Source organism: Pseudomonas kairouanensis (genome assembly GCF_004682055.1).
Taxonomy (GTDB): Bacteria; Pseudomonadota; Gammaproteobacteria; order Pseudomonadales; family Pseudomonadaceae; genus Aquipseudomonas; species Aquipseudomonas kairouanensis.
In genome coordinates, this window is the sequence record NZ_QUZU01000001.1 from 464,121 (window position 1) to 478,206 (window position 14,086).

Here is a 14,086-nt window from a genome sequence, read left to right on the forward strand (position 1 = left end):
TGCGTAGTCAAAAGGAGCTGAGTACATGAACCGAATCGGCTGCATCCGTAAGGAGGCGCAGATCAAACAGCGGGATCTTCGGGAGGTCCTTGGGTGGACCCAGGCTCGGCTAAGTAACTACGAGTCTGGCCACCGGATGCCAGGTCTGAGCGAGTGCCGTGCGATTACAGCCGCGTTGAACCAACTTGGCGCTACTTGCACGCTTGATGATGTTTTTCCTCCCGAGTCGGATATTCAAAAAGCGGCATAGAAAAAAGGCGACCCAAGGGCCGCCCAGTTCCTCCCGGCACACACCACCACAGTGCTGTCGGGTCGCGACGAAGGTAGGAGGGCACACCACATGCAAACCACCTCCCTTTATCGCGCTGCCAAGACACGGATGTCTTGGGTTGCTGCCTTTTCCACCACAGATTAGGCAGCTGTTGCGCCAGAGGTGAACAACGGATTGTTCGCCTCGGCACGGTGCCGGTTGCGATCCCTAAGATCTGGCCGGCGTTTGGGCCCTTTCAAGCCACGCGGCAAATGTATCACCACTGCATGTCGCGGGGCACTGGCAACTTTGTAGGATTAATGCCATGAGCCGAGTAGCTTTAAGCTGTGTTGACCGAGCGCAAAGGGAAGTTCTGACGCTCGAATTAGCTCTGTACCACGCCGCACGGGACTATCCGGGCGGTGCCGCAGCAATCGCCGCCACAACCGGTCGAAACGCCACTACGTTGCAGCACAAGTTGTCTCCCACCCATCCCTCACACACCGTCAACATCCAAGAGTTCGGCGAGATCCTGGAGCTGACCAAGGATCGCCGTATTCTCGATGCGGTACATGCCTTGGTCGGCGACACGACTTGGCAGGAGCTGGCGGAAACCTATACCAGCGATATGCCCGAAACGCTTACCACCGGGATTGCCTCGTACTTCCGGCAGGTGGCTGACTTGGCTGATACCTGGGCCAAGAGCATTGGCGACGGTGTTGTGAGTGATCAGGAACTGGCCGAGATTCGCCTGCAGGTGTTTCGCGGCATTCAGGGGCTGCTGGGGATGTTCAATCGCGCCAAATACGTCAACCAGACAACTCGGGGGACGGACCGTGGCTGATATCGCTGACTTTGCAAATGACCTGGTGCAAGAGCGTCTGGATCAGGCGCTTGCCGCACGCAATGCCAATAAACCGGCCATTGCCCCGCATTCATTTATGTTCTGTGAAGGGTGTGAGACGCCAATCCCATTGGAGCGCCGCGTTGCTATCCCTGGCTGCACACAGTGTGTGACTTGCCAAACCATCGACGAAGCCAGGAAGGCCCGCCATGCTCGATGAGGTATTGAATCAGTTCGCCGACTACGGCCTCGAACCCACCCAACCCCTGACCTTCAGCAAACTCACCCGCTGCAAAACCACCCAGGACAAGGGCAAGGAAAAAAACGGCTGGTACGTCATCCACGAACATCGCACCGAAAAAAACGAGACGCTGATCTTCGGCAGCTTCGGTGACTGGCGCTCCGGCGATACCCAAAAGATCAAGGTCAAGGCCGGGCGCATGAGCCCCGAAGAGCGTGAAGTCATGCGCGCTCGGCAGGAGGACGCCAAGCGCAGAGCCGCCGAGATCGCGGCCAACGCATCACGCCGTGCGGCCAACCGTGCTGCGGGACTGTTCAAGCGCATGCCCGAAAAGGGCAAGAGCGCGTACCTGGATCGAAAGCAGATCGTTGGCTTCAAGGTTCGCTATGCGCCCCGTACCGGCGCTTTTTTAGTGCCCATGTGCAACGTGCGCGACCAGATCGTCGGCCTGCAGGTGATCTTCCCAGCCAAGCAAGAGGACACCGGGCGTGACAAGGCCTACTGGCCCTACGGCATGTCGAAAGAGGGCGCCTTCCACCTGATCGGCCCGCACCCTGAACCCGGCGAGCCGGTGCTGGTGTGTGAGGGCTACGCCACGGGCGCAAGCCTGCACATGGCGACTTCGCTCACCGTCGCCATCGCCTTCGATGCGGGCAACCTGCTGCCGGTCTCCAAGGCTATGCGCGAACGCTTCCCCGGCTGCCCCCTGATCATCTGCCGCGATGACGACTGGAAGACCAAACGCCCCAACGGTGACGCCTGGAACCCAGGCGAAGAGAAGGCTGCCAACGCAGCGCTGGTCGTCGGCGGTCAAGTGGTCGCCCCGGTGTTCTCCGGCGAGCGCGAGATCAAGTGGACCGACTTCAACGACCTGCACGTCGCCGAGGGTTTGGAGGCCGTCCGCCGTCAGGTGCTGGCAGTGGTCAAGCCTCCTGCAGCTGGTGGTTGGAAAGACCAACTCGCACGCACCGAAAACGGCTCACTGATCGCGCACATGCAAAACGTCGAGTTGATCCTGGGCAACGACGAACGCTGGGCCGGTGTCATCGGTTACAGCGTGTTCAGCTCCAAGATCGTCAAGCTGCGGTCTGCGCCCTTCGGTGGCGGTGCCGGCGATTGGGCCGACATCGATGACATGCGAGTGATGAAGTGGCTCGCGCAGCAGTACAACCTGCGGGTCAAAGCCTCCCATGTGATCGAGGCGGTCAGCGTGGTTGCCCACGACCACGCCTTCCACCCGGTGCGCGAGTACCTGGAGAAGCTGGAATGGGACCGCGTGCCCCGTATCGAAACGTGGCTAACAGACGTGCTGGGCGTCAATGCCAGCGAGTACTCGGCCAAGGTCGGCAAGCGCTGGCTGATCTCTGCGGTCTCACGGGTGATGCGTCCAGGCTGCAAGGCCGACTCGGTGATGATCCTCGAAGGCGGGCAGGGCGCCGGTAAGTCCACGGCGATGGGCGTCCTCGGCGGCGAGTGGTTCATGGACACGCCTTTTGCCCTCGGCGACAAGGACAGCTTTCAGGCGATTCGCGGCAAGTGGATTGTCGAGCTGGGCGAGTTGGACAGCTTCAACAAGGCCGAAAGTACCAAGGCCAAGCAGTTCTTCTCCGCGTCCACCGACACCTACCGCGAGAGCTACGGCCGCAGAACGAACGACGTGCCACGCCAGTGTGTTTTCGTGGGCACCACCAACCAAGAGGAGTACCTCAAGGACGCTACGGGCAACCGCCGTTACTGGCCGGTGTTCTGTAACAAGGTCGACCTGGAGCAACTGCGCGAGATCCGCGACCAGCTATGGGCCGAGGCGCTGTTCTGTTTTGACGCGGGTGATATCTGGTGGGTGACCAAGGATGAGTCCTGGATGTTTGCTGAGGCCCAGGACGAACGCTTCGTGGTGGACGAATGGGAGGGACCAATCCTGAGCTGGTTGGAGGAGTCGCAGCTCGGTGAAACCGCCACGGGCAACGAGATCCTGACGCAGGCGCTCAAGCTGGACTTCGGCCATTGGGGCAAACCTGAGCAGATGCGTGTCGGCGCGATCATGCACCGGCTGGGTTGGCGGAAAAAGCGCATGCCCGCGTTGGCAAAGAGTGGGGTGCGGCCTTGGTCCTACCAGAAACCCGCGACATGGGGGCGCACGTCGGCATTGCAGCAGGCGGTGATCGAGGAGCCATGCTTCGATGATTAAGCGAATCGACGAGATGCTCAAACTATGGGCGCAGGATCTGCACTCGCCGGTGCCGGAAAATGCAGGCGGACCAAGCGGCGGCAACATGATCGCCATGCTGATGGAGTGCAAGGGCGAGTTGATACGTGGCACTCGTGGCAGTCGGGTGTTGCTTGATGAGTCGGCCGATATCGAGCTGATCGTCAACAAGCACTTGCCGCCGCAGCTGTCCGTCATCGTGCGCGAGCACTACTGCAACCACGAAAGCTTCCTCTCGCAGAAGATGCTGTATTGCGGTTGCAGTGCGCCGACCTATTACCGGCGCCTCCACGAAGCCCACGTCTCAATCGACGGCATGCTGATGGGGAAGGCTGCATGACCCTTGGCATCACTGCGCGTGCCTCTGTCCTACTGTCTGCCCTTGTCCGACTGCCATTCAGCGCAGTTGGACAGGCGCAGGCCGCGCCGTTGTTGACCTGTCCTACTGTCCAACCTTCACCCGCCCCACGCACACATGAGCATAGCGGGCACGTATTCGCGCCCATGGCGCGCACGCGTGCTTTTAACTTTCTCTCTATACACAAGAGAATATTAAAAAAGGTAGGACAGTGGGGCAGAGCCCCGTATTCAGGCGCCTGTAGCTGTCCTACTTCGATCCAGAATAGTGGGACAGGTCAGACAGGGCACCAGAAGCGATAGCCGATTGAATGCGTTGTCCCTGCGTTGCACCTGCGTCATACCTGTATTGCACCTGTATTGCGCCATGGCATTAAAACCTGCTTGCTGCCATGATATTCCACCTGTAAAAAGTACCCATCTTCGATAGGTGCGACCGCAAGCAGCGGGACACACCACCACACTGAACCCGGCCATTGCGCCGGGTTTTTGCGTTTATGGGGTAGGGCGATGACGAACGAGCAGCAAGCGCTTATTGAGATGCCGATCTGGATGGTGATCGTACTGTCCCTGGTCGGCGGGATTTCGGGCGAGGCATGGCGGGCCGACAAGGCAGGGGTGAGCGGCTGGTCCTTGGTGCGCCGCTTGCTGCTGCGGTCCGGGGCCTGCGTGGTCTGCGGGCTTTCCACCATGATGTTGTTGCACGCCTCGGGCATGTCGGTCCTGGCGGCGGGGAGCATCGGCTGCCTTACCGCGATGGCCGGCGCCGATGTCGCCATCGGCCTGTACGAACGCTGGGCCGCCAAGCGGTTGGGCGTGTGCGACGTGCCACCCTCGGGCAATGGTCGGGCGTGATGGGCTGGAGGCCACGGAATACGTGACTTGCACCAAAATGAAGCACCCAAAGGTCGCCGGGGACCCTGGCGAAATTCGAGGGGCACGGGGCATGAAACCCGCGGGAAAGCGTTAGCGGGTGGGCTGCCAGCTTACTGAAATTCAATCCATTGAAATTGAAAGGTTTCCATTGAAAAGCCGTTGAAAAGGAGGGCTTATGACGGATCCACTGTTCCTGTCTAAAAGCGCTTTCGCGGTTCGCATCGGCAGGACGCCGAGTTACATCACCTGGCTCAAAGGCAACAACCGCCTGGTGCTGTCGCCGGACGGCAAGATGGTCGACGTGCTGGCAACCGAAGCGCTGATCCTCGAAACCGCCGACCCGAGCAAGGCCGCTGTCGCGGCTCGCCACCAGCAAGATCGGCTCCAGCGTGACGTTTACAGCCAACTGTCCCCCCTGGTCGAGCCGACTAACACGGCTGCGCCGCAGCAGCCAATCTCCGGTAAGGGCCACGACTTCCAGAAGGCTCGCGCCATGCGCGAACACAACCTGGCGCAACTGGCCGAGATCGAGTTGCACAAGGCACAGGGCTCGCTGGTTGCCAGGGATGCTGTGGAGCTAGGGGCCTACAACGCGGGGCGCCATCTGCGCGATCAGCTGTTCGGCCTGCTGCCTCAGCTGTCCCACAAGCTGGCTGTCATGACCGACCCCTGGGACATCGAAAAACACCTGACGGCGACACTCCGTAAATCACTGGAAGAGGCTGAGCGCATGTCCTCGTCCGACCTTGAACGAGCGATGACAGCGAGCTGACTATGAACACGGAATTCCCTGACGGTGACCGTGCGTACCGTGAGTCGTATTTCCGTGGGCTACGTCCTGACCCAGACCTCTGGATCGACGAGTGGGCCGACGAGTACATGCGCATCCCGCGAGACACGGGTGCCCCTGAGCCCGGTCAGTACCGCACGGACCGCACGCCCTACGCTCGCGAACCCATGCGCTGCCTGTCACCGGCGCATCCTTGCCGGCGGGTCATCACCATGGTGGCTTCGCAGCTGATGAAGACCCAGATCGCCTTGAACTGGATGGGCGGCCTGATCCACATGGCGCCGTCCAACATCCTAGCGCTGCTGCCGAGCCTGGGCCTGTCCAAGCGGGTTTCCGGGCGGATCAGCAAGACCATCAAGGCCACTCCGGAACTGGCAAAGCGTGTCGCAGCAAGCCGCTCGCGGGATGCCCGCAACACCATGGACACCAAGGAGTTCGAGGGAGGCTCGCTGTACGTGACCACGGCAGGCTCGGCGGCGAACTTGTCCGAGCTGTCGGCACGCTATATCTACGGCGATGAGGTCGACCGCTGGGAAAACGATGTGGGCCAGGAAGGTGACCCCATCGTGCTGGCAGAAACGCGGGCAACCAACTTTGGCCGCAACGCGAAGATCTACTTCTCCAGCTCGCCGACGATCAAGGGCGCCTCGCGGATCGCGGACTTGTTCGAGTCCAGCGACCAGCGTTACTACTACGTGCCATGCCCGACCTGCGGCCATATGCAGGTGCTGGAGTGGGAGCGGCTGCTCTACAGCAAGGACTACAGCACGGTGCACTACCAGTGCGCCGCGCCTGAGTGCGACGTGCTGATCGAGGAACACCACAAGAGCGACATGCTCGCCCGTGGCGAATGGCGTGCCCATGGCAGCGGCGACGGCAAGACGGTGGGCTTTCACCTCAACGCGCTGTACTCGCCGATTGGCTGGAAGGACTGGGCCTCGCTGGCCGAGGAGTTCGAGGAGGCCAAGAAGGCCCAGGCCAAGGGCGACATGGGTCTGATGCAGGTGTTCTATAACACCCGTCTCGCCAAGGTTTGGGACAGCGCGCAAGAGCAAACCAAGGCCGAGGTGTTGATCGCTCGGGCACGGCTGGCGACCTACACCCTTGGCAGTATGCCGGTGGGCGTGCTGATGCTGACCGGCGCCGTCGACGTCCAGGCCAACCGCCTGGAGCTGATGGTGATGGGCTTCGGCGTCGGCATGGAGCGTTGGGTAGTCGACCACCAGGTGATCTGGGGCGACCCTGCGGATGAACGCACCTGGGCGGTGTTGGACGAAAAGCTCAAGGTTCGCTACCGGCATCCGTGCGGTGTGGCCTTGGCGATCCTGGCGACGGGTGTCGACTCCGGTGGTCACCACACCGACGAGGTCTACCAGTTTTGCCGCGTGCGGCGCTGGCGCAGCATCTTCGCCATCAAGGGCGCGAGCAAGCCCGGCAGACCGGTGATCGCTCAGCGGCCGTCGATGGTCGACGTGACCTGGAAGGGCCAGACCGAACGCGGCGGCGCCGAGCTGTGGTTTGTCGGCACCGACACCGCGAAGGACTGGATCTACAACCGCTACGCCTTCGAGGACGGCCCCGGCGCGCTGCACTTTGCCAACGACCTGCCGGACGAGTTCTTCGCCCAGTGCGTGGCCGAGCGCAAGGTCGCCCGATACGTCAAAGGCTACAAACGCATCGAGTGGGTCAAGGGCAAGGCTGAACGCAACGAGGCGCTCGACCTGATGGTGTACTGCTTGGCGATGGCGCATTACCTCGGCATCAACCGCTACCAGGAACATGACTGGGAGCGGGTACGGCAAGCGCTGGCGCAGTCCGGGTTGTTCGACGATGCATTGGGCGTCAAGCCTGTGCAGGGCGAGCGTGTGGATGTTGATGAAACACCGGCACCGGTCGTGGCACGTCAGGCGCTTCCTGCTGCACCACCAGCTGCTGCCCCCGTCGCCCAACCGCGACCCGCCGCACCCCCACAACGCCGCAGCTCCACCAGCGGTTACTTGAAGAGACGCTGATATGTCGTTTACCCCGAAGCACCTCGAAGCCATCGAGCGCGCCATTGCACGCGGTGAAAAGACCGTGCGCTACACCGACCGCACCGTGGAATACCGCTCCATCGACGAACTGCTCAAGGCCCGTGACGAGATCCGCACCTCACTGAGCCAAGCCGCCGGGCCGCGCTCTCGCGTGGTTCGGCTCACCCACGGAGGCAAGGGAATCTAATGGCTCGACATTATCCGACGCTCACCCGTAATGGATTCTTGCTGCCGTCGAACATCAAGGCCAGTTACGAAGGCGCCGGGGAGGGCCGGCGTTCGGCCAGTTGGGAAGCCACCGACAACGGCATCAACAGCATCAACACCCCGGCCCTGCGCAACCTGCGGGCGCGTTCGCGGGCGGCGGTGCGCAATGACCCGTACGCCTTCAACGTCATCGACAAGCGCGTCAGCAACCTGATCGGCACCGGCATCACGCCCAGACCTACCACGGACAATGCGGCACTGCGCAAGTTGAAGCAGCAGCTGTGGGACGACTGGGTGGATGAGGCCGACGCCGATGAGCTGACCGACTTCTACGGCATGCAGGCCCTGGTGGCGCGCACCGTTGAAACGGCCGGTGAGTGTTTTGTGCGGTTGCGGCCACGCAGCCCGAGCGAAGGTTTGGCGGTGCCGCTGCAATTGCAGGCGCTGGCCCCTGAGTTTGTCCCGCACGATAAGTTCGAACCGGCCAAAAATGGCAATGTGATCCGCGCCGGGATCGAGTTCAACCCGGCAGGCAAGCGTGTGGCCTATTGGATGTACCTGTCGCACCCACGCGACGCCTCGTCGCTGAATGCCGGTTACAACCAGTTGGTGCGTGTGCCGGCGGCGCAGGTTCTGCATATCTTTGAACCGATGGAGCCGGGGCAGCTGCGCGGTGTACCGCGTTTGGCGCCTGTATTGAAGCGCCTGCGCAGCCTGGACAACTACGATGACGCGGTGCTGTTTCGTCAGGAAGTAGCGAACCTGTTCGCTGGCTTCATCAAGCGCCCGGCGCCGGACAGCGGGCAAACGCCACGCGATCCTGTCACCGGGCAGCTACTGACCACCGACCGTGATGGCTTCACGCCAATGGTCGCCCTGGAGCCCGGCACCATGCAGGAGCTGGGGCCAGGCGAAGAGGTGGAGTTCTCCAAGCCACCGGACGCCGGCAACAACTACCCAGACTTCATGCGTCAGCAACTGATGGCTGCGGCGGCGGGTTCGGGCACGCCTTACGAGATCCTCACCGGCGACATGCGGGAGGTTAACGACCGGGCGCTGCGGGTGGTACTCAACGAGTTCCGGCGTCGCCTGGAGCAACTGCAATTCGGCGTGTATGTGCATCAGCTGTGTCGTCCCGTGCGCGCGGCCTGGATGGATATGGCGGTGTTGTCCGGTGCGTTGGTGCTACCGGACTACGCGCAACGCCGCCGTGAATACCTGCGCACACGCTGGGTGCCGCAAGGCTGGGCCTATATCCAGCCGGTGCAGGACGTACAGGCGCGGCGGATGGAAGTGCAGGCGGGCTTCGGCTCGCGCAGTGAGATGTGCCTGCGTAACGGTTACGACGCGGAAACCATCGACTCTGAAAACGCCGCTGACCTCGCCAGAGCCACGGACCTCGGCCTTAACTACTCGACTCTTGAAGCCATCGAGACGATTGATGACAAGGAACTACCATGAGCAAAAAGACGAAGCCCCGCGTTTATGACAAGGCGGGCAAGCAGGTCAAGGTCGCCGACAAGAGCTGGTACACCTTCCAGGCCAGCGGCGAAGCCGAGCAGCGCAGCATCGAGATCTTCGTCTACGGCGAGATCGGCGCCTGGGGCGTTACTGCCAATCAGTTTGTGCAGGATCTGCGCGCAATGGATGACGGCGTGTCGCCGGTGATCGCGGCATTCAACAGCATCGGCGGCGAGTTGTTCGACGGCCTGGCGATCCACAACGCGCTGTCCCGGCTGGGCGAGCGCTGCACCGGGCGCATTGATGCCCTGGCTGCCAGCGCGGCCAGTGTCGCGGTGTGTGGCGCACACCGGGTGGTGATCGCGGCCAACGCCATGCTGATGATTCACAACCCGTGGACGTACGCAGCGGGGGATGCGGATGACTTGCGCAAGGTTGCCGACGCGCTGGACCAGACCCTGGAAGCGATCATCGCGGCGTACAAATCCAAAGCGCCGGATATCGACGAGGCCGAGCTGCGGCGCATGGTCGACGCCGAGACCTGGCTCACGGCCAACGAGGCGGTGACGCTGGGCCTGGCCGACGAGGTGGGCGACGGCCTCAAGGTCAAAGCCTGCCTCGGCCAAGGCAGCGTGTTGCAACGTTTCCAGCATGCCCCGCCTGAACTGCTCGCCCAGTTGGACGAAGACCCGGAAGTCGAGCCACCGGAACCCGATCCGGCCCCGGTGCTGGATGCGGCCAAGCTGGCACTGATGGTCACGCAGGGTTGCGCTGCGGCAGGCATTAGCAACCTGGTGGAGCCGCTGCTAGCCGCTACCAAGCTCGAAAGCGAAGCGGTGATCCAGGCAGCACTGACCAATGCGAAAGCGCTCCACGGCCTCTGTGTTGCCGCACGCCTTCCAGAGCTGACCGGCGAATTCATCACGGCCGGGCTGGATGAAGCCGCAGTGCGTGCCCGCCTGTTCGACAAACTGGTGGGCAGCGGTGGTGGCTTTGAAATCAACAACAGCCTGCCGCTGGACAATGACCCAGACAAAACCATCAAGGCCAAACAGGTCGACACCCACGCCATCTGGTCCAGCCGTCAGGCGGCTCAGAACGGAACCTCGAAAGGAGCAAGACCATGAAAATTGAATCGATGCACGCGGGCGAGTTCCTGCTGTCCGAAGGCGCTGGCAACATTTCCCGCGAAGCAATCGACGTCGCGGCAGGGCCGGCTCTGGAGCCAGGTCAGATTCTGGGGCTGGTCACGCTCAGCAGTGAATTCGCCCCGTACAACCCTCTCGCCGAGGACGGCACCGAAAACGCCATCGCAATCCTCTACGGGCCGCTGGGTGAGTCGGATGTGGTTCGTCGCGGTCGTGCCGTGGTGCGATTGGCTGAGGTTAGCGAGGCCCATCTGACCGGCCTCGACCCCGCTGCCGAGAAGGCCCTGGCCGCCCATTTCCTGATCGTCCGTTAAAACGATCACCCCTGTTTATCCATCCCGCCGAGTGCGGGATTTTTCGTTTCTGGAGAGTACCCCCATGGCCGATATCGCCATTTTTGAAGACGATGCGTTCAGCGTCTCCTCGCTGACCGCTGCCATCAATGACCAGGAATACCTGCCGGGCCGCATCAGCAGCCTGGGCCTGTTCCGTGAGGAAGGCATCAGCACGATCACCGTGCAGATCGAGAAGGACGGCGACACCCTGGTCCTGGTGCCAGCAGGCGAGCGCGGCACCTCGGGTCTGGTGGTCGGCGCGACCAAACGTACGCTGATTCCTTTCAACACTGTGCACCTGCCGGAACGCTTCACCATCAAGGCTGATGAGATCCAGGGTATTCGCGCCTTCGGCACGCGCACTGAGTTGCAGTCCGTGCAGGATGTGGTTAACAAGCGCTTGGCAAAGGCCCGCCGCCAGTTGGATGCCACTCACGAATTCCAACGCATGGGCGCCTTGAACGGGCAGATCCTGGACGCGGATGGCAAGACCTCGCTGCTGGATATCTACAAGACGTTTGGCGTCACTCGCAAGAAGCTGCCAATGGGCTTGGGCAATCCCGACACTGAACTGCGTGTCCGCGCCGGCGAAGCCCTCGACATGCAGGAGGAGGCGCTGGGCAGTATCACCAGCAGCGGCTCCCGCGCCTTTTGTGGCAAGAACTTCTGGAACAAGCTGATCGTCCACAAGTCGGTCAAAGAGACCTACCTCAACACCATGCAAGCAGCAGCTCTGCGTGGCGATGCCCGTGAAAGCTTTGAGTTTGGCGGGATCGTCTGGGAGCGCTATCGCGGCAAGGTGGCGGGTATTTCGTTCGTCCACGACGACAAAGCGTTGCTGATCCCCGAAGGCGTGCCGGACCTGTATATCTCGTCCTTCGCACCGGCCGACTACATGGAAACGGTCAACACCCAGGGCATCCCGTACTACAGCAAGATCGAACCGCTGCCGTTCAACAAGGGCGTGGCCGGTGAAGCCCAGTCCAACCCGCTGCACCTGTGCACGCGGCCACTGGCGCAGATCCTGCTGGAACTCTGATCGTGGCATTCCGCGATCTGATCGACGACCTCGACGATGTGGTGTTCGAAACCTTGGGTGACAGTGCCGAGATCGAAGGCCGCGACACACCGGTGCTGGGCATGTTCTCCGCGCCCTGGAAGCAACCGCAATTCGGCAAGGTCCACACCGGTCTGCGCGAGCCACGCTTCGAGATCCGCGTGAAGGATTCGGACGGCCTGCGCAAAGGTCTGCGGGTCACCGTTGACCTGCCGGCTTTGGATGGCGGCGGTGATTACGACCTGTTGCAGCTGGAGCCTAACGGCAATGGCCTGGTTACTCTGATCTTAAGGAAGCGACCATGAGCGTCGGCAGCTACGTCCATCAAACTCGCGACAGCGGGATGCTCAACATCCAGCCATCTGCGGTGCATTCCCAGGCCTTGCGCGAGTTCGGCGCGCTGGTGCCCAAGGCCGCTGCTGCGGCTCAACGTCGAGCGATCAACAAGACGTTGGGTTGGCTGCGTACCCATATCGCCCGTGCCGTGGGCAAACAGGAACGCATCGCCATCGGCGCCGTCCGGCAACGCTTACGGGCTTACCCGGTCAGCGGCGGGGCGATGCGCGGCAAGTTGTGGTTTGGGGTCAACGCCATCGAGGCCAGCCGGATCGGCAAGGCACGGCAAACCCGTGCCGGTGTTTCGGTGGCGGGGCGGCGTTACCAGGGCGCGTTCTTCAAGCAGGTGTATGGCGGCAGTCCCGATATCTGGATCCGCACGTCGAGCAAGCACTTCAACGCGGCGGATTACCCCGGCAGCACGCAGGGCCGTCGCAGCTCTGGCTTCATCGCGGAAAGCGACAACCGCTTCCCGCTGGCGAAAGCCAAGGTCTCGCTTGACCAGGTGCGGCCGCACTTCGACAACTGGGTCAAACAGGCCGATGAGCGCTTGCTGGAGATCCTCAAGCAAGAACTCAACTTTGAACTGCAGAAGTACCTCAAGGGGACCGCCCGTGTCTGATCAACCTTTCAGCCTCGACCTTTTGTATGAGGCCATCGAGCAACACCTGCAGGAGCATTTGCCGGGGATTCAGGGCGTGTCGTTCTGGCCGGACCTGTCCGCAGACACCACCATTCCCACGCCGGTGGTGCTGCTGGAAATGGCCGAGATGGAACCCGCGCAGGATCTCGGTACCGGTGAAACCTCACTGACTTGCAAGTTCGAGGCGCGGATCATCGTCGATTCGATCAGCACCGACCCGCAACGGCAGGCTGTGCAGCTGGCGTCCCAATTGGCGGTACTGCTACGGGCGCAGAGCTGGGGCCTGGAGGTCGGCTGCGCCGAGTTCGTGCGCTCCACCCAGGACTGGACCAAGCCCGAACTGGACGGCTACTTCGTCTGGTTGGTGGAGTGGGATCAGACGGTTTACCTGGGCGCCGAGGAATGGCCGTGGCCGGATGAACCACCGGGCTCACTGGTCATCGACCTTGGGCCAGGCATTGGCCCGATCAAACCGGGAGATCTGCAATGAGCTACGCCGTTGCCCAGCACGACAGAATGATCGCTTCGACGGTGATGCCCTGCGTTGTAGTGGCGGTGGATCTGTCCACCGCCATGGTGCGTGTGAAGTCGGGCGACTGGGTCAGTGCCTGGGTGCGTTGGCACAGCCTGGCCGCTGGCAAGGCGCGTCATTGGCGGGTGCCGAGCATGGGCGAGCAGGGCGGATTGATCAGCCCCAGTGGCGAGCCTGCGATGGGCACCTTCATTCCCGGTCTGTACGGCAATGCCGGTGCCCAGCCCGACAACCGCGACCACGTTGAGGTTTGGCGTTTCGATGACGGTGGTTCGCTGGTCTACGACTGGCAGGCCCACAGCTACACCATCGATTTGCCGGCGGGCACCGTCATGGTCAAGGTCGGCGCGACAACGCTGGAGATGACTCCGGATAGCATGCGATTGGTGTCGGGCAAGATCAACTTGGTGGGTGCCGTCACCATCGACGGCGCAACCCTCATCAACGGCACGTTGAACACGACCGGCGACATCAACAGTGCCGGTCAGGTCATCGATGTCGGTGGCAACACGCCGAACCACAAACACTGATCCCAACCCGCCTTGTGCGGGTTTTTCGTTTTAGGAGCATCCGTTGATGAGCAAGACCAAACCCGACAGCCAGGACGATGCACAGCCTGGCCGCGTTTTCCGCGACACGCTCTTCACTTCGCGCACCCTGATCCTGCCCGATGGCAGCACCTTGGCCGTGACCAAGGCCCGCGTGACGGCCACCACCGACGAGCAGCTCGCCTTCCTCAAGGCCCACGCGGAACTGGTACAGGAGTAACC

18 protein-coding genes are annotated in these 14,086 nt (G+C 62.0%); all 18 read left to right on the forward strand.

Going from position 1 to position 14,086, the window contains the following annotated elements; genetic code table 11:
- The first annotated feature begins 25 nt into the window (after window positions 1-25).
- The 18 genes from DYL59_RS02120 to DYL59_RS02205 all read left to right on the forward strand — a co-directional run bounded on the left by DYL59_RS02120 (window position 26) and on the right by DYL59_RS02205 (window position 14,084).
- Complete coding sequence (locus tag DYL59_RS02120) at window positions 26-250, forward strand: helix-turn-helix transcriptional regulator (protein ID WP_135287671.1); 225 nt, start codon at window positions 26-28, stop codon at window positions 248-250.
- A 325-nt stretch (window positions 251-575) separates the two neighbouring features.
- Window positions 576-1,094, forward strand: a complete 519-nt coding sequence (locus DYL59_RS02125) for a phage regulatory CII family protein (protein WP_167496643.1) — start codon at window positions 576-578, stop codon at window positions 1,092-1,094.
- A complete protein-coding gene (locus tag DYL59_RS02130) occupies window positions 1,087-1,314 on the forward strand; it encodes a TraR/DksA family transcriptional regulator (protein WP_135287673.1) in 228 nt (75 codons plus the stop codon). The genes DYL59_RS02125 and DYL59_RS02130 overlap by 8 nt, the downstream gene beginning before the upstream one ends.
- The gene (locus tag DYL59_RS02135) at window positions 1,304-3,523 is read left to right on the forward strand and encodes a VapE domain-containing protein (RefSeq protein ID WP_135287674.1); all 2,220 of its coding nucleotides are present in this window, start codon (window positions 1,304-1,306) and stop codon (window positions 3,521-3,523) included. The genes DYL59_RS02130 and DYL59_RS02135 overlap by 11 nt, the downstream gene beginning before the upstream one ends.
- Window positions 3,516-3,881 carry a PA0613 family protein gene (locus DYL59_RS02140; protein ID WP_135287675.1) on the forward strand — a complete coding sequence of 122 codons (366 nt, stop codon included), beginning with the start codon at window positions 3,516-3,518 and terminating at the stop codon, window positions 3,879-3,881. The genes DYL59_RS02135 and DYL59_RS02140 overlap by 8 nt, the downstream gene beginning before the upstream one ends.
- Before the next feature lie 527 nt (window positions 3,882-4,408).
- Window positions 4,409-4,753, forward strand: a complete 345-nt coding sequence (locus DYL59_RS02145; RefSeq protein ID WP_135287676.1) for a phage holin family protein — start codon at window positions 4,409-4,411, stop codon at window positions 4,751-4,753.
- A 196-nt stretch (window positions 4,754-4,949) separates the two neighbouring features.
- Window positions 4,950-5,546 (forward strand): terminase small subunit, encoded by a 597-nt coding sequence (locus DYL59_RS02150; protein ID WP_135287677.1) that lies wholly within the window; start codon window positions 4,950-4,952, stop codon window positions 5,544-5,546.
- 2 nt (window positions 5,547-5,548) lie between these two features.
- Window positions 5,549-7,576, forward strand: coding sequence for a phage terminase large subunit family protein (locus tag DYL59_RS02155; RefSeq protein ID WP_135287678.1), 2,028 nt, complete (start codon window positions 5,549-5,551; stop codon window positions 7,574-7,576).
- 1 nt (window position 7,577) lies between these two features.
- On the forward strand, window positions 7,578-7,784 hold the full coding sequence (locus tag DYL59_RS02160) for a phage head-tail joining protein (RefSeq protein WP_135287679.1): 207 nt from the start codon (window positions 7,578-7,580) through the stop codon (window positions 7,782-7,784).
- A complete protein-coding gene (locus tag DYL59_RS02165; RefSeq protein WP_135287680.1) occupies window positions 7,784-9,265 on the forward strand; it encodes a phage portal protein in 1,482 nt (493 codons plus the stop codon). The genes DYL59_RS02160 and DYL59_RS02165 overlap by 1 nt, the downstream gene beginning before the upstream one ends.
- Window positions 9,262-10,392, forward strand: coding sequence for a head maturation protease, ClpP-related (locus tag DYL59_RS02170; RefSeq protein ID WP_135287681.1), 1,131 nt, complete (start codon window positions 9,262-9,264; stop codon window positions 10,390-10,392). The genes DYL59_RS02165 and DYL59_RS02170 overlap by 4 nt, the downstream gene beginning before the upstream one ends.
- Window positions 10,389-10,727 (forward strand): head decoration protein, encoded by a 339-nt coding sequence (locus tag DYL59_RS02175; RefSeq protein ID WP_135287682.1) that lies wholly within the window; start codon window positions 10,389-10,391, stop codon window positions 10,725-10,727. Before DYL59_RS02170 ends, DYL59_RS02175 begins: the two co-directional genes overlap by 4 nt.
- Window positions 10,728-10,791: 64 nt before the next feature.
- Window positions 10,792-11,787 (forward strand): major capsid protein, encoded by a 996-nt coding sequence (locus tag DYL59_RS02180; RefSeq protein ID WP_135287683.1) that lies wholly within the window; start codon window positions 10,792-10,794, stop codon window positions 11,785-11,787.
- 2 nt (window positions 11,788-11,789) lie between these two features.
- Window positions 11,790-12,110: a head-tail joining protein gene (locus DYL59_RS02185; RefSeq protein WP_135287684.1), complete on the forward strand. Its 321-nt coding sequence runs from the start codon at window positions 11,790-11,792 to the stop codon at window positions 12,108-12,110.
- A complete protein-coding gene (locus tag DYL59_RS02190; protein WP_122722554.1) occupies window positions 12,107-12,763 on the forward strand; it encodes a hypothetical protein in 657 nt (218 codons plus the stop codon). Before DYL59_RS02185 ends, DYL59_RS02190 begins: the two co-directional genes overlap by 4 nt.
- On the forward strand, window positions 12,756-13,274 hold the full coding sequence (locus DYL59_RS02195; protein ID WP_135287685.1) for a hypothetical protein: 519 nt from the start codon (window positions 12,756-12,758) through the stop codon (window positions 13,272-13,274). The genes DYL59_RS02190 and DYL59_RS02195 overlap by 8 nt, the downstream gene beginning before the upstream one ends.
- Window positions 13,271-13,846, forward strand: coding sequence for a phage baseplate assembly protein V (locus DYL59_RS02200; RefSeq protein ID WP_135287686.1), 576 nt, complete (start codon window positions 13,271-13,273; stop codon window positions 13,844-13,846). Before DYL59_RS02195 ends, DYL59_RS02200 begins: the two co-directional genes overlap by 4 nt.
- A gap of 46 nt (window positions 13,847-13,892) precedes the next feature.
- Window positions 13,893-14,084 (forward strand): hypothetical protein, encoded by a 192-nt coding sequence (locus DYL59_RS02205; protein ID WP_135287687.1) that lies wholly within the window; start codon window positions 13,893-13,895, stop codon window positions 14,082-14,084.
- Window positions 14,085-14,086: the final 2 nt, after the last annotated feature.